The sequence below is a fragment of the Oryzibacillus soli genome, assembly GCF_051594765.1.
Taxonomy (GTDB): domain Bacteria; phylum Bacillota; class Bacilli; order Paenibacillales; family NBRC-103111; genus Paenibacillus_AR.
The window spans coordinates 114,621-139,062 of record NZ_JBPPGJ010000009.1 but is presented as its reverse complement, the minus strand read 5'-3'; the positions used below and the strand labels follow the sequence as shown (position 1 = coordinate 139,062).

At 60.5% G+C, this 24,442-nt stretch carries 25 protein-coding genes and 1 riboswitch; of the genes, 8 read left to right on the top strand and 17 right to left on the bottom strand.

All coding sequences use genetic code 11. The features are described from left to right. Positions 1-154 precede the first annotated feature (154 nt). Both ACSEXW_RS13985 and ACSEXW_RS13980 read left to right on the top strand, forming a co-directional pair. Positions 155-679: a stalk domain-containing protein gene (locus ACSEXW_RS13985; RefSeq protein WP_438446778.1), complete on the top strand. Its 525-nt coding sequence runs from the start codon at positions 155-157 to the stop codon at positions 677-679. Positions 680-755: 76 nt separating this feature from the next. Next, positions 756-1,001 (top strand): HPr family phosphocarrier protein, encoded by a 246-nt coding sequence (locus ACSEXW_RS13980; RefSeq protein WP_438446777.1) that lies wholly within the window; start codon positions 756-758, stop codon positions 999-1,001. Positions 1,002-1,017: 16 nt separating this feature from the next. Here ACSEXW_RS13980 and ACSEXW_RS13975 read toward each other — a convergent pair whose 3' ends face one another. Together ACSEXW_RS13975 and ACSEXW_RS13970 are read right to left on the bottom strand one after the other, a co-directional pair. Continuing rightward, positions 1,018-2,301 (bottom strand): polysaccharide deacetylase family protein, encoded by a 1,284-nt coding sequence (locus ACSEXW_RS13975; protein WP_438446776.1) that lies wholly within the window; start codon positions 2,299-2,301, stop codon positions 1,018-1,020. 388 nt (positions 2,302-2,689) lie between these two features. Continuing rightward, on the bottom strand, positions 2,690-3,220 hold the full coding sequence (locus ACSEXW_RS13970) for a hypothetical protein (RefSeq protein WP_438446775.1): 531 nt from the start codon (positions 3,218-3,220) through the stop codon (positions 2,690-2,692). A 225-nt stretch (positions 3,221-3,445) separates the two neighbouring features. On the opposite strand from ACSEXW_RS13970, the gene ACSEXW_RS13965 reads away from it, so the two are divergent. The 3 genes from ACSEXW_RS13965 (at position 3,446) to ACSEXW_RS13955 (ending at position 5,475) form a co-directional block, all read left to right on the top strand. After that, complete coding sequence (locus ACSEXW_RS13965) at positions 3,446-3,598, top strand: hypothetical protein (RefSeq protein WP_438446774.1); 153 nt, start codon at positions 3,446-3,448, stop codon at positions 3,596-3,598. Positions 3,599-3,890: 292 nt separating this feature from the next. Further along, on the top strand, positions 3,891-5,171 hold the full coding sequence (locus ACSEXW_RS13960) for an ArsB/NhaD family transporter (protein WP_438446773.1): 1,281 nt from the start codon (positions 3,891-3,893) through the stop codon (positions 5,169-5,171). 16 nt (positions 5,172-5,187) lie between these two features. After that, a complete protein-coding gene (locus tag ACSEXW_RS13955) occupies positions 5,188-5,475 on the top strand; it encodes a hypothetical protein (protein WP_438446772.1) in 288 nt (95 codons plus the stop codon). A 106-nt stretch (positions 5,476-5,581) separates the two neighbouring features. Here ACSEXW_RS13955 and ACSEXW_RS13950 read toward each other — a convergent pair whose 3' ends face one another. Together ACSEXW_RS13950 and hisC are read right to left on the bottom strand one after the other, a co-directional pair. Further along, complete coding sequence (locus tag ACSEXW_RS13950) at positions 5,582-6,253, bottom strand: hypothetical protein (protein ID WP_438446771.1); 672 nt, start codon at positions 6,251-6,253, stop codon at positions 5,582-5,584. Between the two features lie 142 nt (positions 6,254-6,395). Beyond that, positions 6,396-7,460, bottom strand: a complete 1,065-nt coding sequence (gene hisC, locus ACSEXW_RS13945; protein ID WP_438446770.1) for a histidinol-phosphate transaminase — start codon at positions 7,458-7,460, stop codon at positions 6,396-6,398. A gap of 134 nt (positions 7,461-7,594) precedes the next feature. Between hisC and pdxR the strand changes: the two genes are divergently transcribed. Together pdxR and thiH are read left to right on the top strand one after the other, a co-directional pair. Next, a complete protein-coding gene (gene pdxR / locus ACSEXW_RS13940) occupies positions 7,595-9,052 on the top strand; it encodes a MocR-like pyridoxine biosynthesis transcription factor PdxR (protein ID WP_438446769.1) in 1,458 nt (485 codons plus the stop codon). A gap of 97 nt (positions 9,053-9,149) precedes the next feature. Beyond that, positions 9,150-9,259: riboswitch (TPP riboswitch) on the top strand. 126 nt (positions 9,260-9,385) lie between these two features. Beyond that, positions 9,386-10,480, top strand: a complete 1,095-nt coding sequence (gene thiH, locus ACSEXW_RS13935) for a 2-iminoacetate synthase ThiH (protein WP_438446768.1) — start codon at positions 9,386-9,388, stop codon at positions 10,478-10,480. An 80-nt stretch (positions 10,481-10,560) separates the two neighbouring features. Here the strand turns inward: thiH and ACSEXW_RS13930 are convergent, their stop codons facing one another. From ACSEXW_RS13930 to ACSEXW_RS13910, 5 genes are all read right to left on the bottom strand, one after another. After that, complete coding sequence (locus tag ACSEXW_RS13930; RefSeq protein WP_438446767.1) at positions 10,561-10,857, bottom strand: stage VI sporulation protein F; 297 nt, start codon at positions 10,855-10,857, stop codon at positions 10,561-10,563. Between the two features lie 57 nt (positions 10,858-10,914). Next, entirely contained in the window at positions 10,915-12,978 is a 2,064-nt protein-coding gene (recG, locus tag ACSEXW_RS13925) for an ATP-dependent DNA helicase RecG (RefSeq protein ID WP_438446766.1), read from the bottom strand. Continuing rightward, positions 12,978-13,826 (bottom strand): DegV family protein, encoded by an 849-nt coding sequence (locus tag ACSEXW_RS13920; protein ID WP_438446765.1) that lies wholly within the window; start codon positions 13,824-13,826, stop codon positions 12,978-12,980. Before ACSEXW_RS13920 ends, recG begins: the two co-directional genes overlap by 1 nt. A gap of 72 nt (positions 13,827-13,898) precedes the next feature. Then, positions 13,899-15,686, bottom strand: a complete 1,788-nt coding sequence (locus ACSEXW_RS13915) for a DAK2 domain-containing protein (RefSeq protein ID WP_438446764.1) — start codon at positions 15,684-15,686, stop codon at positions 13,899-13,901. Positions 15,687-15,707: 21 nt separating this feature from the next. Beyond that, the gene (locus ACSEXW_RS13910; RefSeq protein WP_438446763.1) at positions 15,708-16,067 is read right to left on the bottom strand and encodes an Asp23/Gls24 family envelope stress response protein; all 360 of its coding nucleotides are present in this window, start codon (positions 16,065-16,067) and stop codon (positions 15,708-15,710) included. 350 nt (positions 16,068-16,417) lie between these two features. Between ACSEXW_RS13910 and rpmB the strand changes: the two genes are divergently transcribed. Next, positions 16,418-16,606, top strand: a complete 189-nt coding sequence (gene rpmB, locus ACSEXW_RS13905) for a 50S ribosomal protein L28 (protein WP_438446762.1) — start codon at positions 16,418-16,420, stop codon at positions 16,604-16,606. A 216-nt stretch (positions 16,607-16,822) separates the two neighbouring features. Here rpmB and spoVM read toward each other — a convergent pair whose 3' ends face one another. From spoVM to rsmB, 8 genes are all read right to left on the bottom strand, one after another. Then, complete coding sequence (gene spoVM, locus ACSEXW_RS13900) at positions 16,823-16,903, bottom strand: stage V sporulation protein SpoVM (RefSeq protein ID WP_438446938.1); 81 nt, start codon at positions 16,901-16,903, stop codon at positions 16,823-16,825. Between the two features lie 219 nt (positions 16,904-17,122). Next, complete coding sequence (locus ACSEXW_RS13895; RefSeq protein ID WP_438446761.1) at positions 17,123-17,386, bottom strand: hypothetical protein; 264 nt, start codon at positions 17,384-17,386, stop codon at positions 17,123-17,125. A gap of 36 nt (positions 17,387-17,422) precedes the next feature. Beyond that, complete coding sequence (rpe, locus tag ACSEXW_RS13890; RefSeq protein WP_438446760.1) at positions 17,423-18,088, bottom strand: ribulose-phosphate 3-epimerase; 666 nt, start codon at positions 18,086-18,088, stop codon at positions 17,423-17,425. Between the two features lie 2 nt (positions 18,089-18,090). Next, positions 18,091-19,026 carry a ribosome small subunit-dependent GTPase A gene (gene rsgA / locus ACSEXW_RS13885; RefSeq protein WP_438446759.1) on the bottom strand — a complete coding sequence of 312 codons (936 nt, stop codon included), beginning with the start codon at positions 19,024-19,026 and terminating at the stop codon, positions 18,091-18,093. Positions 19,027-19,033: 7 nt separating this feature from the next. Beyond that, positions 19,034-21,112: a Stk1 family PASTA domain-containing Ser/Thr kinase gene (gene pknB / locus ACSEXW_RS13880; protein WP_438446758.1), complete on the bottom strand. Its 2,079-nt coding sequence runs from the start codon at positions 21,110-21,112 to the stop codon at positions 19,034-19,036. 7 nt (positions 21,113-21,119) lie between these two features. After that, entirely contained in the window at positions 21,120-21,875 is a 756-nt protein-coding gene (locus ACSEXW_RS13875) for a Stp1/IreP family PP2C-type Ser/Thr phosphatase (RefSeq protein ID WP_438446757.1), read from the bottom strand. Positions 21,876-21,880: 5 nt separating this feature from the next. After that, a complete protein-coding gene (gene rlmN / locus ACSEXW_RS13870) occupies positions 21,881-22,930 on the bottom strand; it encodes a dual-specificity RNA methyltransferase RlmN (protein WP_438446756.1) in 1,050 nt (349 codons plus the stop codon). A gap of 104 nt (positions 22,931-23,034) precedes the next feature. Further along, a complete protein-coding gene (gene rsmB / locus ACSEXW_RS13865; RefSeq protein ID WP_438446755.1) occupies positions 23,035-24,414 on the bottom strand; it encodes a 16S rRNA (cytosine(967)-C(5))-methyltransferase RsmB in 1,380 nt (459 codons plus the stop codon). Positions 24,415-24,442 lie beyond the last annotated feature (28 nt).

The following is a 24,442-nucleotide window of genomic DNA, read 5'->3' as shown; positions in this document are numbered from 1 at the left end:
GGTTTCTCCTCTCCCATGAAGGGGCCCCGCGAGGGGCTCCGAACTATTAAACCCGCAGCCCTCGAGGACGCGGGTTCTTTTTTTCCATTGTATGCATTCTCAGGGCTTCCCCTTAGTTGTATAATGGAAGAAAACTGGATAAGGAAGCGAAAAGATGAAAAAGTACATAGTTGGGGGACTAGCTGGTTTTACTCTTGCCACAGCCCTTTCGGCACATGCCGAGATTTCCAGTATATTGGGCAAACCTGTATCTGCTTTGTATAACGTTTCAGTCAATGGTAATAGTCTGGATGTCCCAGCAATTATGGTCGATGATCGAACATTCTTGCCTGTCAGGGCTTTCGGTGAAGCTACTGGATATACAGTCTCTTTCGATGAACGACTTGGGGTTATGATGACCAAGGTACAGCCTTCACCAACACCAACACATGCACCTGCATCTACACCTGTATCATCCCCAGCCCCCAGCCCGGGGCAAACTGTATCAAAGGAAGAGAAGATCGCCAAATTACTGGAAAAAATAAAGTATAATTACTCTATGATTACTGCTACACAAAGAGCTATGGAAATTGATCTTACTGAAGAGTTCTTTCATGCAGGAAATCGAAAAATAACTGAATATCAGAACGAAATTGCTCAATATCAAAAAGAGCTTGGCGAACTCACAAACCAACCTTGAATGACAGACACCGCCCTTTCCAGTCCGCACCGCCGGTGCTAAAATCGAACTAAATCTTCTTGGAGGGGTTGTAAGCATGCGCGTGCACGACATCACCATTGCTGCCGATTTCACTTCCGATGACCTGAAGCGGATCTCCCTGAATGCCGGACGGTTCCACTCCGATATCATCCTGAAGGTCAAGGAGGCCACCATCGATGTGAAGAGCCTCCTGGGCATGATGCTGTTTCCGCTGAAGAAGGGCACCGTCGTCACCATTCAGACCAAGGGCAAGGACGAGGAGGAGGCGCTGGATTACATGTGTGAAAATATGGAGAGCTGACCTGCCGGCCAGCTCCCTACCGTTTGGGCCTTCGGGAATCGAAGGCCTTTTTGGCGTCGAACAGCGGCGCCAGCCGGGCCCCTTGGGTCCGCAGCGCCACCCCGTCCACGTGCCGCCGGTCCATCTCGACGGCGCTCCCGTCCGCCTTCAGATAAGGGGATGGCCCCACGCCGCAGAAGAAGCGGAAGCCCGCCTCGGCGAGAATCCTGAACTTCGGGTCCCCATGGGACAACCGGGAGCCGTACGGGTAGATGTAGACTGGCGTCGGACCGGTAAGCGGCTCCACCTCCCGCTTCCACCGGGCGGTATCCTGCGCGAGCCGGGCGGCATCGGCCTTGGCGGCGTCCGGATGGCCCCAGCTGTGGGAAGCGAAGCTCCACCCCGTGTCCTTCAGACGGGCGACGACGCGGAGGGCGGCGGCTTTTTCCGATTCGTAGCCGGGGGCATCCGTCAGGTCCGTCCGGTAGCCGAGCAGGCCTTCGTACCCCGTTACCGCCAGCACCCCCTTGGCCCCCTCGAAGGAGAAGTCCGGGTGCTCTTCCACGAACGCATCGACCAGGGGCACCAGCTCATCCTCCCGGCTCACCCGCTCCCGGCCGGCCCCGTCCACGGAATACGCCGCCGTGCGTCCCTCTTCGTCCAGCACCAGCTTGTAAGCATTTCCGTTCTGACGCATGTAGGTGTAATAATTCAGATCGTCGACTGACAGCACCAGCGGCTTTTTGCCGTCCGGCAGCCGGAGCTTCCGAAGACGGAGTACGTTCTCCGTACCGCCGTCCCCGTCCCCGGGGACCTCCTCATACAGCGAGCGGATATCCACCAGCAGATACCCGTTGGCGTACAGGTCGGACAGAATGGACTTGAATTCCGGCACCGTGACGAACCAATCATCATAGCCTGCCGACATCCGGTCCCCGTCGAAGGCCCGTTCCGGATACACGACCAACGGGTGAAAAAAGATGTGCTCCACCGGACCGTCGTACGCCACAAGTGGAATGGCAGGCGCAGATGCGGCTGGCTGCGGCTCTGAATGGAGAGCGGCCGGAGACGGAGCCGGAATAGCGACGCCTTCGGATATACGGTCCGGCTGCGTCTCCTGCGCCGCTCCCCGCTCCCCGTCGAGGGCGACCCCCGACGTTCCGGCTTCGTGCCCGGCCGGAACCCCCTCCGTGCGGCCGGTCTGGACCGGGTCCGCCGATGCCTCCGCACCTCCTCCGAGACCGCTCCACCCCCAAGCGATTCCAGCCGCCGCCGCAACGGCGGCCAACGTCAGCCCCATACCTGCCCATACCTTTCCCATCGTGCACCACCATCCTTTTCCTCTGCAGATTAGACGATGACAGCATCCAACGGGTTGACAGACGCAGACCGCAATTGACCCGATACGCCGCCTTAACTCCAACGCCGGTGCTCCGGTACCGGGTTCCTCCCCCCACGCTTAAGGCGGCTCATAGCCTTATTCTCCCGCTCCCGGCGATGTACGACGAGTTAAGGCGACTCACAACCTTAACTCTGACGCCAGTGGCCCTGTGCAGGGCTTCTCCTAAGCTTAAGGCGGCTCATAGCCATATTCTCCCGCGCTCAGCTGCGAGCGCCGAGTTAAGGCGACTCACCGCCTTAACTCGGCGCAAAAAAGGACACCCTCCGCCAGGTGTCCTTCTCGCTGTATAACGTTTCATTCCCCGCCCCTACTGCATGTCCCTCTTCATCAGCTCCAGCAGGGCCGTCACCTTCAACCGCTCCAGTTCCTCGGGTGTCAGGCGGGCATTGATGGTGTTCTGCAGCTCCGTCTTCTCCGCGTCCGTCAGACCGTCGGCGGCCTTCTGGGCCAGACCCTTGATCTCGGCCAGCGAAAATTTCTTCATCAGCAGCGACAGCGCTTCATCCTTATCCATGACCTTCGCCGCCGATGCTGCCGGTGCTGCCGTACCGGACGGCTTGGCCCCGGGCGAGGCGATACCCGCTGCGGGGGTGGAAGCCGGCGATTTTCCGCCGGCCGGCTGCCCGGCGTAGATCTGCTTCACTTCCTCGGGGGTGAAGTTCTCCTCAATAGCCTTCTTGACGTCGGGGTCGTTCTTCAGCTTCTCGATCTCCGCAGGGGGCAGCATCTCGTCGGCGATCTGATCCACGATCCGGTCCGCCGCATAGCTCATCCCCCACCGGTAGACAGCGAAGACGAGGAGCAGGACTACGGCTGTTCCGATGATCCATTTTTTCATGGGAGCCCTCCTGTTTGCCTATTTACTAGAATTATAGCATGGATGCGGGAAGGGTTCATCGCCTTGCCGGAGGTTAGCGGAAGGGATAGATGTGACCGGCATCGACTGGCCTAGATGGAGCCCGTTTTCCCTGCGCCTTGTATATCCCCCCTTATAGACCGGCCCTTCCCCGAATATTATCCATAAGGAAATCCCCATAATCCCCGGGAAGGGAGGTCGAACCGGATGCCGCATCTTTTGCTTGAGGGCGCTTTGATCGTTGTGATTGTCCGCTCCGCATACAAGGCCTTCCAGCTGGCAAGCAGCAGCCATAAATCCTGGCTCGATATCGCATTCCATGCTTCCGTTGGAATCCTAGCCCTTTCCTTCTTCTGGTAACCCCGCCGGGCCCTTCAACAATGTCAAACAGCCCGGCCGCTCCCTCTTGAGGGTAGCCGGGCTGTTCGTCTTTGGCGTTACACCGCTCAGGGGCGATCCGTCGGGCCTTCCCTGCCTTTACAAAGGCCGGATGCTCCCTTATAATAATGATAAATATCATACTGGAACACCCGGAGGAGCCTGCCAATCGGTGGGCTCTTTTTGTCATTTTTTGCCTTCTCCTGACATAAGCGCCCGCCGATTGGCGGAACCTATAGCCATACCGGGCCGTCCCATGAAAACAGGAGGAGTTATGGAACAGCAAGCTCTTATCGCCATCGGATTATTTCTCATCACCTACGGCATGATCATCGCGGAGAAGATTCACCGGACCATCATCGCCATGCTGGGCGGCGTGCTCATGGTGGTGCTGGGCATCGTCGACCAGGAATCCGCTCTGCACCACATCGACTTCAACACGCTGGGACTCTTGGTGGGCATGATGATCATCGTGAACATTACGGCCGAGACGGGACTCTTCAAGTACATCGCCATCCTCGCCGCCAAAAAAGCCAACGGCGACCCCGTCCGCATTCTGGTCTTCCTGAGTCTGATCACGGCCGTGGGCTCCGCCTTCCTGGACAATGTAACAACCGTGCTCCTGATGGTGCCGGTCACGTTCAGCATAACGCGGCAGCTTCGGGTGAATCCCGTGCCTTATCTGATCACCCAGATCATGGCCTCCAACATCGGCGGCACCGCCACCCTGATCGGCGACCCGCCGAACATCATGATCGGCAGCGCCGTGAAGGAGCTGACCTTCATGGCCTTCATCACGAACCTGGCACCGATCGCCGCGGTCATCATGGCCATCCACATTCCCGTCTTTATTTGGCTCTTCCGCAAGCAGATCCGCACCACCCCGGAGCTGCAGAGAAGCATCATGCAGATGGAGGAGAAGGAGGTTCTGACGAACCGCCCTCTGCTCATCAAGAGCCTTACCGCCCTGGGCCTGACCATCCTGGGCTTCTTCCTGCACCAGCTGCTGCATCTGGAATCGGCAACCGTGGCGCTGGCCGGCGCCTTCCTGCTGCTCCTCCTGACCGGAGAGCATGCCATGGAGGAGGCCTTCGCCAAGGTGGAATGGACCACCATCTTCTTCTTCGTCGGCCTGTTCGTGCTGGTAGCGGGACTGGTGGAGACCGGCGTCATCTCCCGGATGGCTGCCGAGGCTATCGAGCTGACGGGCGGCAACGTGACCACCACGTCCATGCTGATTCTGTGGCTGTCCGCCATCGCCTCGGCCTTCCTGGACAATATTCCGTTCGTGGCGACCATGATTCCGATGATTCAGGAGATGGGCCAGATGGGCGTTTCCGACCTGGAGCCCCTCTGGTGGAGCCTGGCGCTGGGCGCCTGTCTGGGAGGCAACGGCACTCTGATCGGAGCCAGCGCCAACCTGATCGTAGCGGGCATGTCCGGCAAGGAGGGGCACCCCATCAAGTTCGTCCAGTACTTGAAGTATGGCTTTCCGCTGATGCTTCTGTCCGTCGCGCTCTCCAGCGCCTATATCTACATCCGGTATTTGATCTGAAAAAGGAGGGGTTCGCATGCGCTTAAACTACGAAGCCGACGAGGCCAAGGTGTCCATCCGGGAGCTTCCGGGAGGGACGCCGCAGGAGATCGAGCTGGAGCTCCAGTTCGCGGGAGAGCATCCCGATACGTCCGCCATGAAGCGGATCCAGCATGATTTTGAGAGCAACCGGGTCATTACCGACGCCTCCTTCTACGCTTACCATCACCACCGGTATCGCATCATCGTCCGACAGGACTATTACGAGGATCTGATCCTGGAGCTCCTTCGGCACCGGCTGATCCGAAAAGCGGAGTGGGTCTAATCCCTAGTCCCATCTGAACGGCCAAAAAACAAACGGTTGGAACAGGAGCACCTCCTGCCCAACCGTTTGTTTTTGTCTGCGGCGGCCGTCCCGGCCGTTCAAGCGGTCAGCCGCCCTCGATCACACGCCCCGTCATCGAATGGACGGTCCACGTCATGTCGGCGGTACCCGGCGCCTGCTTCAGCCGCACCCGATAGACCAGCGGAACGCCCTCCCGGCCGGGAAGATAACAAGCGTTCACTTGCGGCTCGTCTTGAATCCCCGATAGGCCGGCATGCTGCATAACCGTTTCAGCCGCCCGCTCCGGGGATAAGGCCGGATACATGGGCCGGTGCAGTCTGCGGGCCTCCAAGCCTGAGTGAAACACGCCCTCCGCCTTGACGATGACTCCAGACGGATCCAGCTCCAGCGTCAGCTGATCCCCGCATACGGGACGTCCATAGAGCAAGCGCTCCACCCGGACATGGGACCAACCCGAATCCGACCTGCTGGTCTCCGTGATCCGGGTCTCCTCCCGGACCCGCTTCAGCCCATACAGGACCTTGGCCCGTTCCAAGAAATCGTAGGCGATCCATTCGGGCGTATGCTTCGACGGCTTGGCCATCGCCCCGGTCAGCTTCGACGGCGTCCCGGCCTCCGCATTCCATTCCACCTCCACCGGATGTCCCTTCCATAAGCTCAGCTTCTGTGCGGCCCGTGCCGCCTCCTCTGGAGCCTGCCACTCCGGCCGTTCCGCCCCTAAGAGAAGTCCGAGCCCGGCAATCCATGACCACAGCACCCTGTCCCTCCACCTTCCTTCATTGAGCTGCAGGCCTGGCCGGATGTGCCGGCTGCAGCCCTCGCCTCTTCAGTGTTGCCCGGGAAGGGGCCGTCAAGACCTTCGCATTCCGTTTTTGGGCGCTGGCAATCCCGGATCCCCCTCATCTTAATGCATCCAGCTCCTCCAACAGCCGCTCCATCTCGCTGTCCGTACCGATGGAGATTCGGAGCTTGTCGGCCAATCTCGGATGCTCCAAATAACGGACATAGATGCCGCGCTCCTGTAGCAGCGTCTGAAGACGGGAGGCATCGGGCCGGCCGGGACCGGACGGAGGCGAACAGAGCACGAAGTTCGTCCATGAGGGATGGACGGTGAAGCCCCGTTCCTCCAACCGGCCGATGAAAGCTTCCCGGGTCCGGATCACCGCTTGAACCGTCTGCGCCGTGTACTCCGGGTCTGATAAGGCCGCCAAGGCCAGCTTCGCGCTGACCGCGTTCAGGTTGTACAGGTCCTTGCCCTTTTCCAGAGCTTCTACCGATTCGGGTGCCGTCAGCGCATATCCGATCCGGGCGCCGCACAAGCCGTAAGCCTTGGAGAACGTGCGGAGCACCAGCAGGTTGGGACAGATCTTCAAGAGGGCCGCCGCCGACTCCCGCTCCTTGGCATACTCCATGTAGGCCTCGTCCACCACAACCAGTCCGTGGAAGCCGTCGGCCAGCCGGCGTATCTCCTCCCGGCCGAGCAGCCGGCCTGTCGGAGCATGGGGATTGATCAGCACCACCGCATCCGCTCCGCTGGACAAGAGCCCCTCCGTATCGATCTCGAAATCCCCACCGGTGGGAACGGGCAGCACCTCCACTTGTTGGCAGACCGCCGCCGTGTGGTAATAGTCGAAGGATGGATCCGGGAGGGCCACCCGGCCCCCTGCCCCAACGAAGACCTTCATGATGAGCGAGATGATCTCGCTGGAGCCGTTGCCGCAGAACACCTGCCCCTCCGATACCCCGTAGCGGGAGGCCAGAGCGCGGCGTAGCTCCGTCGAAGCCGCATCCGGATAGCGCCGGAGCGAATCGCCGCCGGTCTCCTGCAGTGCCTTAAGGACCTTCGGTGACGGCGGATAAGGACTTTCGTTCTGATTCAGCTTAACCGAACGTTCGGGGTCTGCAGGAGCGACCCCCGCCGGATACCGGCGCATCCCGGCGATATGGGGCAAGGCCAAACTCATGACAACCACCTCCTCTCGTGATAGGATGATTGTAACGGCAATCTGACATTATCAAAATGCACAGTTCATGCAATTTTCAAATGACAGTTTAGTTCCTTGACGACCATCCATTCCCGAGAGGTGCAAAAAAAACGATGGACCTGACTCCCATCTTAGACCCTACGTCTCCCGACGCTCTATATATCCAGCTCTACCGCAGCATCCGCGGGGACATACTGGCCGGCCGGATTCCGTCCGGCGCCCGGCTGCCGTCCATCCGGAAGCTGTGCGCCCGACTGGCCCTGAGCCGGACCCCCGTCGCCCTCGCCTATGAGCAGCTGCTGGCCGAGGGATATATCGTCAGCCGTCCCCGCAGCGGCCTGTTCGTGGCGGAGCTGGAGGCTCCGGCGGACGCAGGTAAGCCGCCGGCCCGGGACCAGCAGCCTCCAGCTTCCTCCGGCGAATCGGGCCAGGCCCCGCGTCTGCGGGCGTACCATGCTCCGGCGGATGCCCGGCCCGGCATCGACTTCGGCTATGGAGCCGTGGACGTATCCGCCTTCCCGCTGACGCGCTGGAGGCGCCTGTTGAACCGCTCCTTCCGGCCGGAGCAGGCACGGACGCTGTTATACGGCGAGCTTCAGGGCGAGCGGCGGCTGCGGGAGCAGCTGGCCATTTACCTACACCAGTCCCGGGGGGTTCGCTGCACCGCTGATGACATCGTGATCGGAGCAGGAACCTACCACTCACTGGACCTGCTGTTCCAGCTTCTCGAGGGAGAGAAGCTCTGCCTGGCCACCGAGGAAGCGGTGAACGACGGGGTCCAGGCCTTATTCCGCCGTTACGGCTACACGGGCGCCAGGCTGCTGCCCCTCCCGCTGGAGGAGGACGGCATCCGCCTGGACCCTCTCGGTTCCGGCGGCGTCCGCGCCGTCTACGTGACGCCCTCCCACCAATTCCCTTACGGCATGATCCTCTCCGCCGCCAAGCGGCTCCAGCTGCTCCAGTGGGCCGCCGAGAACGGGGCCTATCTGATCGAGAACGACTATGACGGAGAGTTCCGGTACGGGGGAAGGCCGATTCCGTCCCTGCAGGGGATGGACCGGGCGGACCGGACCGTATACGTCGGCACCTTTTCCAAGGCGCTCACCCCCTCCTTCCGCTTAAGCTATATGGTGCTGCCGAAGCCGCTGCTGGCCAAATTCCGCCAAGGCGCCCACAGCTACGACCAGTTGGCTTCTCCGCTGTTCCAGGTGGCCCTGCGCCTCTTCATGGAGGAGGGGGACCTGGAGCGGCACGTCCGACGGATGAAGGGACTGTACCAACGGAAGCACGATCTGCTGCTGGAGGAGCTCCGGGCCCGGCTGGACAGGCTTGTAGAGCCGATCGGCACAGGCTCCGGCCTGCATATCCTGGCTAAGTGCCTCGGGAGCTTCAGCGAGGCCGAGCTGATCGGTCGCGCTTCAGCTCGGGGCGTCCGGGTTTACCCGGTCTCCGTCTATGCCCTGTCCCAGGGGGCTGCGCCTCCTTCTACGGTACTCCTCGGCTTCGGCGGCTTAAGCGAGGAGGATATCCGCCGGGGTGTCCGTTTGCTGGAGGAAGCCTGGATGGAGTGAGATCGCCTCGTCCCTTATTCCGGCATGCTCCGTCATCTGAGCAGACAGGGCTTTACAAACCGGACTAGCGGTGGTACTCTAGCAGAAGAATTTCAAGAATTTACCGAACGGGAGCCGGGTATGGCCGGCTGAGAGTGCAAGGGACGCTTGCAGACCGTCGAACCTGACCTGGCTCATACCAGCGTAGGAAGAGGTAAACGTTAAGCTCATGGCCGGACCGGCCGCTGCATGGGATGCTGCGCCGTCAGGTTTTCCTCATTGGGTGATCGCGCTCCTTCTTCCTCCTTCGGGCAGGAACAGGGAGCTTTTATTTTACCGGGAGGAATGGATCGCATGAGCTTCTATGAGGTGTATCAGGAACGGAAGAATATGGCCTTCGAGGATGTCTGGCGCTCAGCCGGCGCATCGGACGTGGAGAATGTTCTGGAGAAGGAGGAGCTGACCGAGGAGGACTTCCTGCTGCTGCTGTCTCCCGCTGCGGAGACCCTGCTCGAGAAAACCGCAGAACGGGCGGAGGCGGTTACCGCCCGCCACCATGGAAGGGAGATCACCCTGTTCGCCCCGCTCTATCTCTCCGACCACTGCACCAACCACTGCGTATACTGCAGCTTCAGCCATATGAACGAGTTCCACCGGCGCAAGCTGGACGTGGAACAGATCGCGGAGCAGGGTGCCTGCATCGCGGCCACCGGCGTGGACCACCTGCTGCTCTTGACCGGCGACTCTGTGAAGGAATCCCCGGTCTCCTATATCCGGGATGCCGCCCTGGCCTTAAGGGACCGCTTCTCTTGGATCGGCATCGAGATCAATGCCTTGAAGACCGAGGAATATGCCCAATTGGCAGAGGCCGGAGTCACCGGTTTGACCCTGTACCAAGAAGTGTACGACGAGAGCGTCTACCGGCAGCTTCACTTGAAGGGCCCCAAGCGCAACTACCGCTTCCGTCTGGATGCGCCGGAGAGAGGCTGCCAAGCCGGCATGCGGTCCGTCGGGATCGGCGCGCTGCTCGGGCTGAACGATTGGCGTCGGGAGGTCTTCTTCACAGGGCTGCACGCCCGCTACCTGCAGGAACGGTATCCCGGCACGGCCATCAGCCTGTCGCCGCCCCGCATGCGGCCCTTCGCCGGCAGCTTCCAGCCCCGCTCCATGGTGGGCGACCGGGAGCTGATGCAGGCGGTCATCGCCTACCGCCTCTTCCTTCCCCGCTGCGGGCTGACACTGTCCACCCGGGAGCCGGCTTGGATGCGCGACCGTCTCGTACGGATGGGCATCACCAAGATGTCCGCCGGCGTCTCCACCAGCGTGGGCGGCTATGCGGAAGAGGAGGAAGCCGGCGTACCGCAATTCCAGATCTCCGACGAACGCTCCGTCGGCGAGGTATGCGGTATGCTCCGCACACGCGGCTTCCGGCCCGTCCTCCGGGCTTGACCTTGTCCAGGGGTAGGCGACTAGCCCCAACAAAAAACAGACCTGCGGCGCACCATCTGCCGCAGGTCTATTCCGCTTTCTTACCGGAACATGCTCCACAGCTTCATCAAGTGGAACACATTCTGGGGATCGATCCGTTGCTCGAGAATATAAGCCGTAATCTGCTCCGTCTGCCGGGACGTCGGCTTCTCTCCCAGCACTTTGAAGGCCCGCGCCAAGAGCGCCTCGACGGTGTCCCGGTCCTGCAGGTCCTCCTTGGTCAAGCCGTCGGCCAGCTCCTTCAGCCGCTCCTTGCGGGCGGAGTCCTTCGCCTTCTTCTTCATCCGCTCAACCCACTCGGGGTCGATCCCGTAGCTACGGTAGCTCTGAAAGCCCATCCCGACACCTCCCGGTAAAGAATCTCCACTCTTTATCGTATGTCGGGATCCGGCGGGTTAATCCAGAGGATCGCGGCCGGCCACCTGCTCCCGGTTCAAGTAGCTGCGGAGCGGCAGAAAATCGGCAGCGGTCCAGAACCGCTCCTCACCCACCAGCGCTCCCGCATCCTCCCGGGCCAGCTCCAGCACCTCGTAATCGTTCAGAAGGTCCGCCACCTTGAACTCCGGCAGGCCGCTCTGCTTTGTGCCGAAGAAGTCGCCTGGCCCCCGCAGCTCCAGGTCCCGCCTCGCAATCTCGAAGCCATCGTTGGTTTCGGTCATGACCCGCATGCGCTCCTTGGCTACCTCGTTCTTCGGGTCGGCGATGAGGACGCAGTAGGATTGGTGCTCCCCCCGTCCGACCCGCCCCCGGAGCTGGTGCAGCTGGGACAGGCCGAACCGGACGGCGTCATAGATGACCATGATCGTCGAGTTGGGCACGTCGACGCCGACCTCGATAACCGTGGTGGAGACCAGCACCTGCACCCGGTTCTCCTTGAACGCCCCCATGACGTCCTCCTTCTCCTGAGCAGTCATTCGCCCGTGGAGCAGCCCCACCTTCAGGTCGGGAAAGGCATACGTGAGCTGCGCATGCACGTCGATGGCGTTCTGCACGTCCAGCTTCTCGGATTCTTCGATAAGCGGACAGATGACGTAAGCCTGCCGGCCCAGCTCCACCTCCCGGCGGATCAGGCCCAGAACCCGCTCCAGCTTGTCATGGGTGACGGCATAAGTCTGTATTGGCTTGCGTCCCTTCGGCAGCTCCTTCAGCGTGGTCACATCCAGATCGCCGAAGGCCGTTATGGCCAGCGTCCGGGGAATCGGAGTGGCCGTCATGGTCAGCACGTCCGGATTCATACCCTTCCGGCGGAGAACGCTCCGCTGTTCCACACCGAACCGGTGCTGCTCGTCCACCACCACCAGTCCCAGCTTCCGGAACGCGACGTCCTCCTGGATCAGGGCGTGGGTGCCCACCACAATATCGAGGAGTCCCATCTGCAGCGAGCCCAGCAGGTCCCGACGCATCCGGTCCGTCAAGCTGCCCGTCAGAAGCCCCACCTGAAGCCCGTAGGGCTCGAACAGCCTCTCCAGCGACCGCTTATGCTGCTCGGCCAGGATCTCCGTGGGCACCATCAGCGCTCCTTGGGCTCCGGCAGTTACGACGGCATATAGAGCGACTGCGGCCACTACCGTCTTGCCCGCCCCAACATCCCCCTGAAGCAGCCGATTCATGGCGAAGGGCGCTTCCAGATCTCCAAGAAGCTCCGCCACGGCCTTCTTCTGGGAATCCGTCAGCTGGAAGGGAAGCCCGCGGACAAAATCCCGGACCTTCGGCCGGTCCACCGCATGGGCAATGCCGTCCGCCCGGCTCTTATTGACCGCCCGGTAAGCCTGCACCTTGAGCTGGAACAAGAACAGCTCCTCGTAGACCATCCGCTTGCGCGCCGCTTTTCCTTCCTCCGTACCGGTAGGTTGGTGGAGGATGGCCACAGCCTGCCGCCGCGGCATCAGGTCGTACCGCTCGATCAGATTCCGAGGCAGCACCTCTTCAATCATCATCCCGAATTGCAGAAGCGCCTGCTTGATCGTCTTGCGCAGGAAGGCCTGGGTTACCCCGCCCGTTACGGAATAAACCGGCTGAAGCGTACCGGTCCGGGCCTTGGGGCCCTGAGCCGCATCCGGAAACTCCGATTCACCCACCACGATGGTCTGCCGCTTCTGCTCCCACTTGCCCGAGACGACGATTTCCCTGCCGGGCGTCAGCTTGTCCTTCATGTAATGCCGGTTAAACCAAACAGCCGTGACCAAGAAGCGATCGGCCATCAGCTTGACGGTCAACCGCGACTTGTTCCGGCCGTAGATGGCAAGGACCGGTTCTCCGTAGAGGGTCCCTTGAATCGTGATCTTCTCCCCGTCCTTCACCTCGGACAGATCTCTCAGCCGGTAGTCCTCATACCGGAACGGATAGTAGTCGAGGAGATCCCCGACGGTCGCGAGCCCCAGCGCGTTGAGCTCCTTGACCTTCTCAGGCCCGACCCCCTTGATCTCCCGAAGCGGAACGATGTGCAGCCCCGAAGCCATCAGGCCGGCACCATGAAGACCCCGAGCGTGCCGTTGCCTACATGGGCTCCGATTACGGGACCGATGGTCGTGATGAGGTGCTCCGTCACATCAAAGTGCTCCCCAAGCATCGCGCCTAGCTCTTCAGCCTGCTGTAGACAGGCCGCATGGGCGATGGTAACCCGGACAGGTCCGCTGTGCCGCTCCTTCAAGAGCTCGATAATACGGGCCACCGCCCGTTTCGAACCCCGGACCTTGTCGACGGAGGCCACCTCTCCCTCACTGTCGATGGAGAGGATCGGCTTGATGTTGAGCAGGGCGCCGAACACCGCGCTGGCCTTGCCGATGCGCCCGCCTTTGTGCAGATATTCCAAGGTATCAACCAGAAAATATAAGGACGTCTCCGAACGGAGCCGTTCGATCATGGACAGAATCTCTTCCTTTGACTGCCCTTCCCGGGCAGCCCGAGCGGCCGCCACCACCAAGAGTCCGATGCCGTACGTTGCCGACAAGGAATCCACCAGGGTGATGTCGCCTTCCTCCTCCATCATGGACTTGGCCAGATTAGCGGATTGATACGTGCCGCTGAAGGTGGAAGACAAATGAATGGAGATGATCTGCGTTCCCGGCTCCGCCGCCAGCCTCCGGTAGACCTCCAGGAAATCCATGGGGGAAGGCTGGGATGTGGTGGGCAGCGCCGGCGCTTCCGACAGCTTGCGGTAGAAGGTATCGGAGTCGATCGTGATGCTGTCCAGGTAGGTTTCATCTCCGAAATGCACCTTGAGAGGAACCATCTCGATTCCCAGCTCCTGGCGAAGCCCGTGAGGGATATCGGAAGTGCTGTCGGTTACGATTCGTATGGCGCTCATGGGTTCACCTCCTTGGCATAATAGGCTCGGAGCGGCGCTCCGAGCCCTGATGGATGATGCTATGATACCGCCTTATTCGACGGCGAACAGGTAAGCGTACAGCGGCTGGCCACCGTAATGGACCTCTACCTCGGCGTCCGGATGGGCATCCTTCAGATACTCCTCGATACTCTTGGTGTCGGACTCGCTGGCTTCTTCGCCGGTCAGAATGGTGACGATCTCGCCCCCAGATTCCAGCATGCTGTCCAGAAGATTCCGGCAGGTCTCCAGCAGGTCGCTGTTGGCTGTGACGATGGTATTATCATGGATGCCGATGAAGTCGCCTTCCTTAATCTCGATGCCGTCGATGGTCGTATCCCGGACTGCGAAGGTCACCTGCCCGGATTGGACGCTGCCGACCGCAGCCTGCATAGCCTCGGTGTTGGCGTCGGCGTCTGCATTCTCGTCGAAGGACAGCATGGCGGCCATGCCTTGGGGAACGGACTTGGTCGGAATCACGACCACGCGGCGCCCCTCCACCAGATCCACCGCCTGCTTGGCAGCCAGGATGATATTGGAATTGTTGGGCAGGATATAGACCGTTTCCGCTTCCAAGCCCATTACGGCATTGACGATGTCCTCCGTGCTCGGGTTCATGGTTTGTCCGCCGGAGATGACGGCCCCCACGCCGAGGCTGGTGAAGATCTCCTTGATCCCATCGCCCATCGCGACGGTGACGAAGCCGTAGGCGGAGGCTGCTCCCGGCACTGCGGTTCCGTTCTGGCGAGCCTCGCCTGTCAGGCTGACGTCGTCATGAAGTCCCGCGTGTACGGGAATCGGCTTCAAGGCTTCGATGTCACTGGCCGGGGCGATATACGCGTACTCATCGGAGGTCAGGATATGGGTGTGCTGGTCACGCATATTCTCGATCTTGATCTTCGACAGATCCCCGTAGTTCATGGCGATGTTCATCACATTGCCCGGATACTCCGCATGGATATGAACCTTGACCAGATCCTCGTCCGCCACCACAAGAAGGGAATCCCCGTGCTTCTCCAGCTCTGCCCGGAACTTGGGCTCTTCGAAGACAAGCCCCTTCACCTTGCCCGGCACCAGATTCACGATGAATTCCGTGCAGTAGCCGTATTCGATGTCCTCGGTCTTCAGGTGGGACTGAGCGCTCTTCGGAGCCGCTGCCTGAGCCGTCGCTGCAGGAGCCGCAACCGCTTCAGGCACCATCACCGGTGCAGCGTCCGTACGGCCCGTCAACACAGCGAGGAAGCCTTCATAGATGCACATCAGCCCCTGGCCGCCGGCATCCACGACGCCGACCTGCTTCAGAACAGGGAGCAGCTCAGGCGTGCGGGACAGAGCCAGATTGCCGGCCGACACCACTTCCCCCATCAGATCGGCAATATCCGGAAAGCGGCGTACGGAAGCAACGGCATGCTTGGCCGCTTCCTTCGAGACCGTCAGGATGGTGCCTTCCACCGGCTTCACCACCGCCTTGTAGGCGGTATCCACCCCATTCTGCAGGGCGGCGGCGAACTGCTGTGCATTCACGGACTCCAGATCATGGACAGACTTCGCGAAGCCGCGGAAGATCTGGGACAAGATAACCCCCGAATTCCCGCGGGCCCCCATGAGCAAGCCTTTGGAGAGCGCTTCTGCTGCTTTGCCGATGTGGGCATTGGGCCGCTTCTTCAGCTCCTCAACACCAGACGTCATCGTAAGATTCATGTTGGTACCCGTATCGCCGTCCGGCACCGGAAAGACATTCAGGGCGTTGACCCGGTTCACATTGGCGGTCAGTTGCGCCGCACCGGCCAAGACCATTTGATAAAAGTCAGTTCCGTTCAGTGTATTGAAGCGCTTACTCAAGAATAATTCCCCTTCCCATGGTTAACGGGCGACCCGTACCCCTTGAACAAAGATATTAACCGATTCCACTTGAAGACCCACCACGTCGTTCATGACGTACTTCACGCGGTTCTGGACGTTGTGCGCCACTTCCGAAATCTTGGTTCCGTAGCTGACAATAATGTATAGATCAATATTCAGAACGTCACCTTCGTGCCGAATCTCCACCCCGCGGCTCAGGTTCTCCCTGCCCAGCAATTCCGTGATCCCGTCCTTCAGCTGCTTGCGGGACGCCATGCCGACCAGCCCGTAGCATTCCAGAGCGGCCGATCCGGCTAAGATGGCGATGACTTCATCCGATACATGCACTTGTCCGTATTCCGTGGTTTGTTGAATGGGCATTGCCTATCAACCCCTTTTTCCGCGAGTGATAAACGTATTATGGTCCGATCCGCATGCGCCTATCATCCCGATGGTCATGCGATCCTTATTATACCGCATGTTCCATTCTTCCTCAATCGTCCCCTTCGACAAAATCCTGTAAAGAATGTCATAGGCCTCGTTCGGAGCAGAATAAAAGGCAGCGGCCGGAATTTTCCGTCCGTACTGTTTGGCAAATAGTGACCCTGCTTGTACATTATTGATTGACGGCCAACTTTTCCGTGTGTTATTATGTTATAGTATGTTTCGAAAGTGCCCAAGATTTTCATGGTCACGGATTACTCCGCAGCTTATCAGAGGAGGTGTCATAGATGTCCCGCAAATGCTTTATTACCGGCAAAGCTCCGAAAACCGGAAACAACGTGTCCCACGCCAACAACAAGACCAAGCGCACCTGGGGTGTTAACGTCCAGAAGGTACGCATCCTCGTTGACGGTAAGCCGAAGCGCGTATGGGTTAGCACCCGCGCACTGAAGTCCGGCAAAGTAACCCGCGTCTAATCGTTTCGTTCACCGAATATACGAATAGACAAAAAGCACCTTGACCGCATCCCGCGCGAGGTGCTTTTTTTTGTCCATTGGGAGTCCATCCGCCCGGTGATCCGCATGCTCTCCGGGCTTCCCGTCGCGGGAAGCTTCGGACAGCTGCCTAAATAACGCTTAGGACGGCTGGTCGGCCATTCCGGCTCCCAGGCGGGACGGCTCACGCCGGCCGCCTTAGTGTTTGCTGAAGGTACCCAGGATCGCCTTCACAAAGCCACCCAAAAACTTCGGCAGCTTGATGGTGTAAAATTTCATCCTAATCCCTCCCTCTCGCGCAAGCTACCGTCTGCACTCCGAATGGACGGGCGCAGCCGTTCCCCGCCGAATTCGATCGTGTTACAAGCCCAGAGCATGCTGTCATGGTACTATATATATTCGGTTCCGGCCAAAACGTGCCTACAAAAAGAAAAAGGGCACCGGGAGACCTGTCTCCCGTTACCCAATTTATGTCCCTGCCACTTGGAATATGTACGTCTATTCCGTGTACCTCGGATCGATATACCAGCCGTTGGCGTAAGCCAGCATGACGTAGAGCACCGGCAGCACCAGCGCCAGCAGCAGGACCAGCACGACGAACCAGATCCGCGGCTTCTTCTCCTCTTCCCGGCGGAAGAACTGAATCCCGACAAGCACGGCACCCAGCGAAAAAATGTGGCGAAACATGCCTGTGGTCAGCACGAAGATCGACATCAGAATCCCCGCGGCGAGGGTCAGCCCCCAAAACATCCATCTCCCCATACCCATGACTCCTCTCGAGACGCCTTCCTCCGCGCTCTACGGACGGGCGGCGCTCCGGATTTTGCGGATGGCCTCCGCCCGGTTCCGTTCGCCGAAAACCGCATTTCCGGCCACCAGAACATTGGCTCCCGCCTCGGCCACGGTCCGGGCCGTCGCTTCGTTCACCCCGCCGTCCACTTCGATGGGCACATGGCTAAGGCCCGCCTCGTCCAGCTTTCGCCGAAGCGCAGCAATCTTCGCCGTCACGGACGGGATATATTTCTGGCCTCCGAAGCCCGGATTTACGGTCATGAGAAGCACCAGCTCCAGATCCGGCAGCACGTAGTCCAGTACGGACAAGGGTGTGGCGGGGTTCAGCACGACACCCGGTTTAGCCCCCTGCTCGCGGATGAAGCCCAGGGTCCGGTGCAGATGCGTGCAGGCCTCCGCATGAACCGTGATGTAATCGGCGCCGGCTTGAGCGAAGGCCGGGATGTAGCGGTCCGGCTCTTCAATCATCAGATGGACGTCCAGCGGAAGCTTCGTCACCGGCCGGATGGCCTGGACCACGAGAGGCCCGATGGTGATGTTCGGCACGAAATGGCCGTCCATCACGTCCACATGGATCCAATCGGCTCCCCCCTGCTCGGCGTCCCGGATTTCCTCGCCCAGACGGGAAAAGTCCGCAGACAGAATCGAGGGTGCAATCAATAATGGCAGCAATTCTAATACCTCCGTTTCCTGTCCTTCATCTCTTCCAAGAACAGAAGATAATGTTCATACCGCGTCGCGGCCACCGAGCCCTCTGCCACCGCCTCACGCACGCGGCAGCCCGGCTCCTTGTGGTGGAGGCAGCCGCGGAACCGGCACTCCTCCGAGAGCGGGACGAATTCCCGGAATGTGGAGCCGAGCTCCTCCGGCTCCATCTCCATGAAGTCCAGCTGGCTGAAGCCCGGCGTATCCGCCACCCAGCCTCCCTCCGGAAGCGGGATCAGCTCCACATGCCGGGTCGTGTGCCGGCCGCGGCCCAGCCGCATGCTGATCTCGCCCGTCTCCAACACCAGATGGGGCATCAGCGCGTTCAGCAGGGTGGACTTGCCGACGCCGGACTGTCCTGAGAAGACGCTGATCCGGTCCTTCAAGACCTCCCGGACCTGCTCGACGCCTTCCCCTTCCTTGGCGCTGGTGATAAGAACCTTATAGCCGATGGTCTCGTAGAGCCGGTATACCGATTCCGAATCGGCTCCGGCCCCCTTCTCGCCCTCCTCCGGATTCCGGATCAGGTCCTGCTTGCTGAAGCAGATGACCGGCTCCAGACCGGAATATTCGATGTGGACCAGGAACTTGTCCAGAAGCTGAAGGTTCAGAGCCGGCTCGTCCATGGAGAACACCAATACCGCCTGTTCTACATTGGAGACCGGAGGGCGGATCAGTTCGCTGGTCCGGGGACAGATCTCCGTCACCGTGCCTTCGCCGTTCTCCGACCGCTCGAATTCCACCCGGTCGCCCACCAAGGGCGAGATGTTGCGCTTCTTGAAGATTCCCCGGGCCCGGCATTGAACAAGGCCGGCGAAACCGCCGACCTCGTCCGCCAAGACCGGTTCGTCCGGCAGTACGTAGTAATAACCGCTTAAGGCCTTGACGATCAAGCCTTCTGGCATGCGTTCTTCATCCTCCTGCGGGAGATGTGCTAGGCTTCGCGGAGCCCGACGGAGTGGGCTTCGCCGATCCGGACGGCCCCGGGGACACCTTGGCCGGCCCTGAGGACGACGGTGTCGGAGACGGCGTCTCCTTCGGCGTTGCCTTCTGCTCCAGATAATTCTGGTACGTTAGCGTTTGGGATTCCAACAGGTTGTTGTCCCGGTAGATGGCGATGGTGGCGTTCTTCTCTTTGGTCAGCGTCACCTTGACGTTGATGATCTCCGAGTTGGCAACCTCCAGGGTGTTGTATTCGTAATTGTCATACTTGGCGTCACTGATCACGATCCGGAAGATCGATGCTTTCCCTTCCCGGGCCGCCGTCAGCTTCTTGCTGTAGGTGTACTCCACCGCATCCTTCGGAGGGCCTCCGCTGATGAAGAGCTTGATTTCCACCGACGGATCGACGGATTCGCCCTTCTTCACCGGATGGGTGTCCACCACGCGTCCGGACGGCACATCAAAGCTGGGGATGACTTCCTTGCCCTTGTCGCCCGCCGCCAGCTTCAAGCCTAGTGTCAGGAGCTTGGCTTCCGCTTCGGCCGCCGTATTGCCGGCCAGATCCGGCATGATGATCCGCTCGCGGCCCTTGCTCACCGTGAAGGTGATGGTGCCCTTCACCGGGTCGAACTCCTCGTTCGGAGCCGGCTTCTGGTCCACGATGGTGTCCTCCGGCGCATCGAAGTATTTTTGGACGACCGCGATCTGGGATTCCTTGATTCCCGCCGCAAGAAGCTCCATCTTCACATCCTTGAAGAGCCGGTCCGTGTACTTGGCTATCGGCTGCTTCTCCGTGCCCTGGCTGACCCGGAGCGTGATGATCCGACCTTCCTTCACCTTGATATCCTTGGGATTCTGGCTGATGACCAGGTCCTTCTCCTTATCGCTGAAGTCCATCTTCACTTCCCACTTCAGGTTGGCGTCCTCCAGCTGCTTCTTCGCCACGTCCACCTTCAAGCCTTCGACCAGCGGAATGCTGACATCCTTCTGCACCACGTTGTCCTTGAACGCCGGGATGATCCCGAACCACATGACCGCCACGAACACCAGGAAGATTCCAGTCCAGACCAGCGGCGCCATCCAGATGCTGCGCTTCTTCTTGCGGGTTCCCGGCTGCTCCTCCGCGTCCGGATCGTCCGGCATCTTGTCCGAACGGATGGCGGGGATGATTCGGGTCTGCTCTTCATCCAGACCGTCGTCCAGGAAGGTGAGCTTGGGCTCGTTCCGCCGGTTCGGGTCCAGCGCCGTCTCCAGATCCTTCAGCATGTCACCGGCGGACTGGTAGCGTTCGTCCGGGTTTTTGCGCATAGCCTTCAGGATGATGTTCTCCACACTCTGCGGGATCAGCGGATTCACCTTGCGGGGCTCCTCCACGTTCTCCTGCAGATGCTTCAAGGCAACGCTGATGGGGCTCTCTCCCAGGAAGGGAAGCGTGCCCGTCAACATCTGATACAGAACGATCCCCAGGGAATAGAGGTCGGACTTGGCTCCCGCGGCCACTCCCTTGGCATGCTCCGGGGAGAAATAATGAACCGAGCCCACCACGGATCCCGTCTGGGTGATGGTTGATGACGTAGCCGCCCGGGCGATGCCGAAGTCGGTAACCTTAATCCGGCCGTTCTTGCCGATCAAGATGTTATGGGGCTTAATGTCCCGGTGGATGATCTGGTTGTTGTGCGCGTGCTCCAGGGCGTCGCAGATCTGGGTCGCAATATGGAGGGCGTCCTCCACCTGGAGGGGGGCCTTTTCCTTGATCAGATCGTTCAAGGTCATCCCTTCGACGTACTCCATGACGATGTAGTGGGTGTCTCCCTCCTGTCCCACGTCGTACATGCTGACCACGTTGGGGTGGGATAGGGAGGCTGCGGACTGAGCCTCCCGCCGGAACCGGCGGATGAACTCCTCGTCATGGACATACTGCTGGCGCAGCACCTTGACGGCAACATTCCGATGAAGTAATAGATCATGCCCTTTGTACACTAGCGCCATGCCGCCGCCGCCTACGCGGTCCAGGATTTCGTATCTGCCTCCTAAAATTTGGCCGATCAAGAGTCATTCACCCCTTTTCCTCCGACGCTGCCGGTTTATTCTCGATCAACACGACCGTAATATTGTCATCGCCGCCTGCCTCCAAGGCATGGCTGACGAGCAGATCCACCTTATGCTCAAGCTCCTCTTCACCCAGCAGCACCTCGTGGATCTTGTCCCCCTCCACCAATCCGGAGAGGCCGTCACTGCACATCAGGACGATATCCCCTTCCTGCCAGTCGAAGGCATGCACATCCACCTGCACCCGCGTTTCCGTGCCCAAGGCCCGGGTCAGCACATTGCGCCGGGGGTGGTGATGGGCTTCGTCCGGCGTAATCTGTCCGCTCTTGACCAGCTCGTTGACGAGGGAATGATCCTCCGTCAGCTGGATGAAGCGGTCTCCGCCGCACAGGTAGGCCCGGGAGTCCCCGATGTGCCCGATCACCAGCCGGTCGGGCGTGGCCACGGTCACGACCACCGTGGTTCCCATGCCATGGAATTGCTCCCGCTCCGAGGCATGCTTGAATACGTCCTGATTCGCCGCATCGACGGCCAGCTTCACGGCAGCCATCCGTTCCTCCTGCGTAGCGTCGTGGGGCAGCCGGGACAGCTCGTCCTGGATCCGTTCGATGGCCATCTGGCTGGCGATGTCGCCGGCCTGATGCCCGCCCATGCCGTCGGCCACGACGGCGGCGACCATGCCGTTCCATTCCGGCAGGATCACCGCCCGGTCTTCGTTGACCGAGCGGATCCGTCCGATATCGGTCCGTCCTGCAGTTCTCATGATCATCACCTCTTACTGGACTCCATATGCTTCGCCCGGAGCTGGCCGCAGGCGGCTGCGATGTCGCTGCCCTGCTCCCGCCGGATCGTCGCATTGATCTTGTTCTTCTCCAGTATTCTTTGGAAATTGAAGATGTCATCCCGCGTCGTCCGCACATAGTTGCGCTCCTGGACGAAGTTCACGGGAATGAGATTGACGTGGCTCATCGGAAGAGTCTTCAATACCTGCGCCAGCTCCTCCGCATGCTCGGCCTTGTCGTTGACCCCGCCCATCAGCGCGTACTCGAAGGTCAAGCGGCGTCCCGTCTTCTCGGTATAATACCGGCAAGCCTCGATCAGCTCCGCGAACGGGAAGCGCCGGTTCACCGGCATCAGCTTGGAGCGGAGCGCGTCGTTGGGCGCATGGATGGAGATGGCCAGATTGATCTGCGTGTCCTCATCCGCGAACTTGTAGATCGAGGGCACGATGCCGCTGGTGGACACCGTAATGTGGCGCTGCCCGATGTTCAGCCCCTTCTCGTGGGTCATGAGCTTCAGGAAAGTCATGGTGGCGTCATAGTTCTCGAAGGGCTCGCCGATGCCCATGACGACGATGCTGCTTACGCGTTCCTGGGTTGCATCCAGAAGCTGCTGGGCCTTGACCACCTGGGCCACGATCTCGCCCGGGCGCAGATCCCGCTTCAAACCGCCCAGCGTCGAGGCGCAGAAGGTGCAGCCGATCCGGCAGCCCACCTGCGTGGTAACGCAGACGCTGTTGCCGTAGCTATGCTTCATGATGACGGTCTCGATGGCGTTCTTGTCCTGCAGCTCGAACAGGAACTTCACCGTGCCGTCCTTCGATTCGTAACGGTCGATTTCCGATAGGGTGACAAAATGGAACTGGTCGGTCAGCTTCTCCCGGAGCCCCTTGGACAGGTTGCTCATGTCCTCGAAGGAAGCGACCCGCTTCACATAGAGCCAGTCGAACACCTGGCCGGCTCGGAAAGCCGGCTCCCCGTTTGCCTTCATCCATTCCTGCCATTCCTCTAACGTCAAATCGTACACAAACGGTTTCATTCTCTCACAACCTGTTATTCAGATTTCTCGGGACCGGGCATACGGCCCGCCCATCTTTCCATTTTATCCAATCGGAAGGAGGAAGGTCAATTCAAGCGGGCTACCTAGGCCTTGCGCAGCCTCGCGATGAAGAAGCCGTCCGAGTCGAACTGGTGGGGCAGGAGCTGCAGCATGCCGCTCTTGGCCTCCTCCCGGACCTCTCCCTCGGGCAACATTCCTTCCGGGAAAGGCTCCGGGGTGAATCCGGGCGTTTCCTCCAGGAAGCGCCGGATCTGCGCCGCATTCTCCTCCGGCTCCGTGGTGCAGGTGCTGTAAATCAAGAGCCCGCCGGGCTTCAGCAGCGGGTGCACAGCCCGAAGAATGGCGCGCTGCACGGCGGCGATCTCCGTAATGTCGCCCTCGCTCTTGGTCCACTTCAAGTCCGGCTTGCGGCGGATGACGCCGAGGCCGGAGCAGGGGGCGTCCAGCAGGATCCGGTCGAAGCTGGCCTCCGGATACTTGGCCGCCAGCTCCCTGGCATCGCTGACAACGGTCCGGATATTGCCGAGCTTAAGCCGGGTGGCCTGCTCCCGGATCAGCTTCTCCTTGTGCTCATGGACGTCGGAGGCGATGATCTCCCCCTTGTTGCCCATCAGCTCCGACAGGTGGGTGGTCTTCCCCCCGGGGGCGGCGCAGCAGTCGAGCACCCTCATGCCCGGCTCCGGCGCCACGGCCAGGGCCACCAGCATGGAGCTCTCATCCTGGATGGTATACTCCCCCGAGGCAAAACGGCCGTGTCCGGCCAGATTGCCGCCGGACTCCAGGATCAGGCCCTGGGGGGACAGCTCCGAGGGCCGGGTCTCGATCCCTTCCTCCGCCAGACTGCGGGCCAGCTCCTCCCGGGTCCCCCTCAAGAGGTTGACCCGGATGCTGGCCTTGGGATGCCGGTTGTTGGCACGGCACATGGCGGCTGCAGTGTCCTCCCCGTAGCGGCGGATCCAGCGCTCCACCAGCCATTGCGGGTGAGACTCCTCCAGAGCCAGGCGCTCCGCCGCAGGAAGTTTCTCCGGCAGCGTAAGCCGGTCCTTCTCCCTCAAGACACTGCGCAGGATCCCGTTAACCAGGCCGGCGATGCCTTGATGGCCCCGCTTCTTGGCCAGGTTCACGGCTTCATTGACGGCGGCGTGAGGCGGGATCCGGTCCAGGTAGCGGATCTGGTAGAAGCTTAAGCGAAGAAGGCTCCGAACCCACGGTTGGAGCCTCTCCAATCCCTTCGACGCAAACCGGCCGAGGAAATAATCGATGGTATTGAGCCTCTGGATCGTGCCGTATACCAGCTCCGTAGCCAGAGCAGCCTCTTGGCGCTCCAGCTTGAGCTTGGTCAGGGCCTGGTTCAGCAGCAGATTGCTGTAGGCTTGGTCCGTGTCCACACGGGTCAGCACGTCCAGGGCGGCTTCCCGCGCGCCGGGCTTGCGGCCGGCGGCGGGGGGCGTTCCTCTATTCAAGTTCAGTTCCTCCCGGGGTTCCCGGCTG

Coding starts and splice junctions, on each gene's coding strand:
- thiH (WP_438446768.1), top strand. CDS start 9,386: ATGAGCTTCTATGAGGTGTATCAGGAACGGAAGAATATGGCCTTCGAG.
- ACSEXW_RS13965 (WP_438446774.1), top strand. CDS start 3,446: ATGCCGCATCTTTTGCTTGAGGGCGCTTTGATCGTTGTGATTGTCCGC.
- ACSEXW_RS13960 (WP_438446773.1), top strand. CDS start 3,891: ATGGAACAGCAAGCTCTTATCGCCATCGGATTATTTCTCATCACCTAC.
- ACSEXW_RS13970 (WP_438446775.1), bottom strand. CDS start 3,220: ATGAAAAAATGGATCATCGGAACAGCCGTAGTCCTGCTCCTCGTCTTC.
- pdxR (WP_438446769.1), top strand. CDS start 7,595: ATGGACCTGACTCCCATCTTAGACCCTACGTCTCCCGACGCTCTATAT.
- rsgA (WP_438446759.1), bottom strand. CDS start 19,026: ATGCCAGAAGGCTTGATCGTCAAGGCCTTAAGCGGTTATTACTACGTA.
- ACSEXW_RS13980 (WP_438446777.1), top strand. CDS start 756: ATGCGCGTGCACGACATCACCATTGCTGCCGATTTCACTTCCGATGAC.
- hisC (WP_438446770.1), bottom strand. CDS start 7,460: ATGAGTTTGGCCTTGCCCCATATCGCCGGGATGCGCCGGTATCCGGCG.
- spoVM (WP_438446938.1), bottom strand. CDS start 16,903: ATGAAATTTTACACCATCAAGCTGCCGAAGTTTTTGGGTGGCTTTGTG.
- ACSEXW_RS13920 (WP_438446765.1), bottom strand. CDS start 13,826: ATGAGCGCCATACGAATCGTAACCGACAGCACTTCCGATATCCCTCAC.
- ACSEXW_RS13955 (WP_438446772.1), top strand. CDS start 5,188: ATGCGCTTAAACTACGAAGCCGACGAGGCCAAGGTGTCCATCCGGGAG.
- ACSEXW_RS13875 (WP_438446757.1), bottom strand. CDS start 21,875: ATGAGAACTGCAGGACGGACCGATATCGGACGGATCCGCTCGGTCAAC.
- rlmN (WP_438446756.1), bottom strand. CDS start 22,930: ATGAAACCGTTTGTGTACGATTTGACGTTAGAGGAATGGCAGGAATGG.
- ACSEXW_RS13895 (WP_438446761.1), bottom strand. CDS start 17,386: ATGGGGAGATGGATGTTTTGGGGGCTGACCCTCGCCGCGGGGATTCTG.
- ACSEXW_RS13910 (WP_438446763.1), bottom strand. CDS start 16,067: ATGCCCATTCAACAAACCACGGAATACGGACAAGTGCATGTATCGGAT.
- recG (WP_438446766.1), bottom strand. CDS start 12,978: ATGGCTTCGGGGCTGCACATCGTTCCGCTTCGGGAGATCAAGGGGGTC.
- ACSEXW_RS13930 (WP_438446767.1), bottom strand. CDS start 10,857: ATGGGCTTTCAGAGCTACCGTAGCTACGGGATCGACCCCGAGTGGGTT.
- ACSEXW_RS13985 (WP_438446778.1), top strand. CDS start 155: ATGAAAAAGTACATAGTTGGGGGACTAGCTGGTTTTACTCTTGCCACA.
- ACSEXW_RS13975 (WP_438446776.1), bottom strand. CDS start 2,301: ATGGGAAAGGTATGGGCAGGTATGGGGCTGACGTTGGCCGCCGTTGCG.
- rpmB (WP_438446762.1), top strand. CDS start 16,418: ATGTCCCGCAAATGCTTTATTACCGGCAAAGCTCCGAAAACCGGAAAC.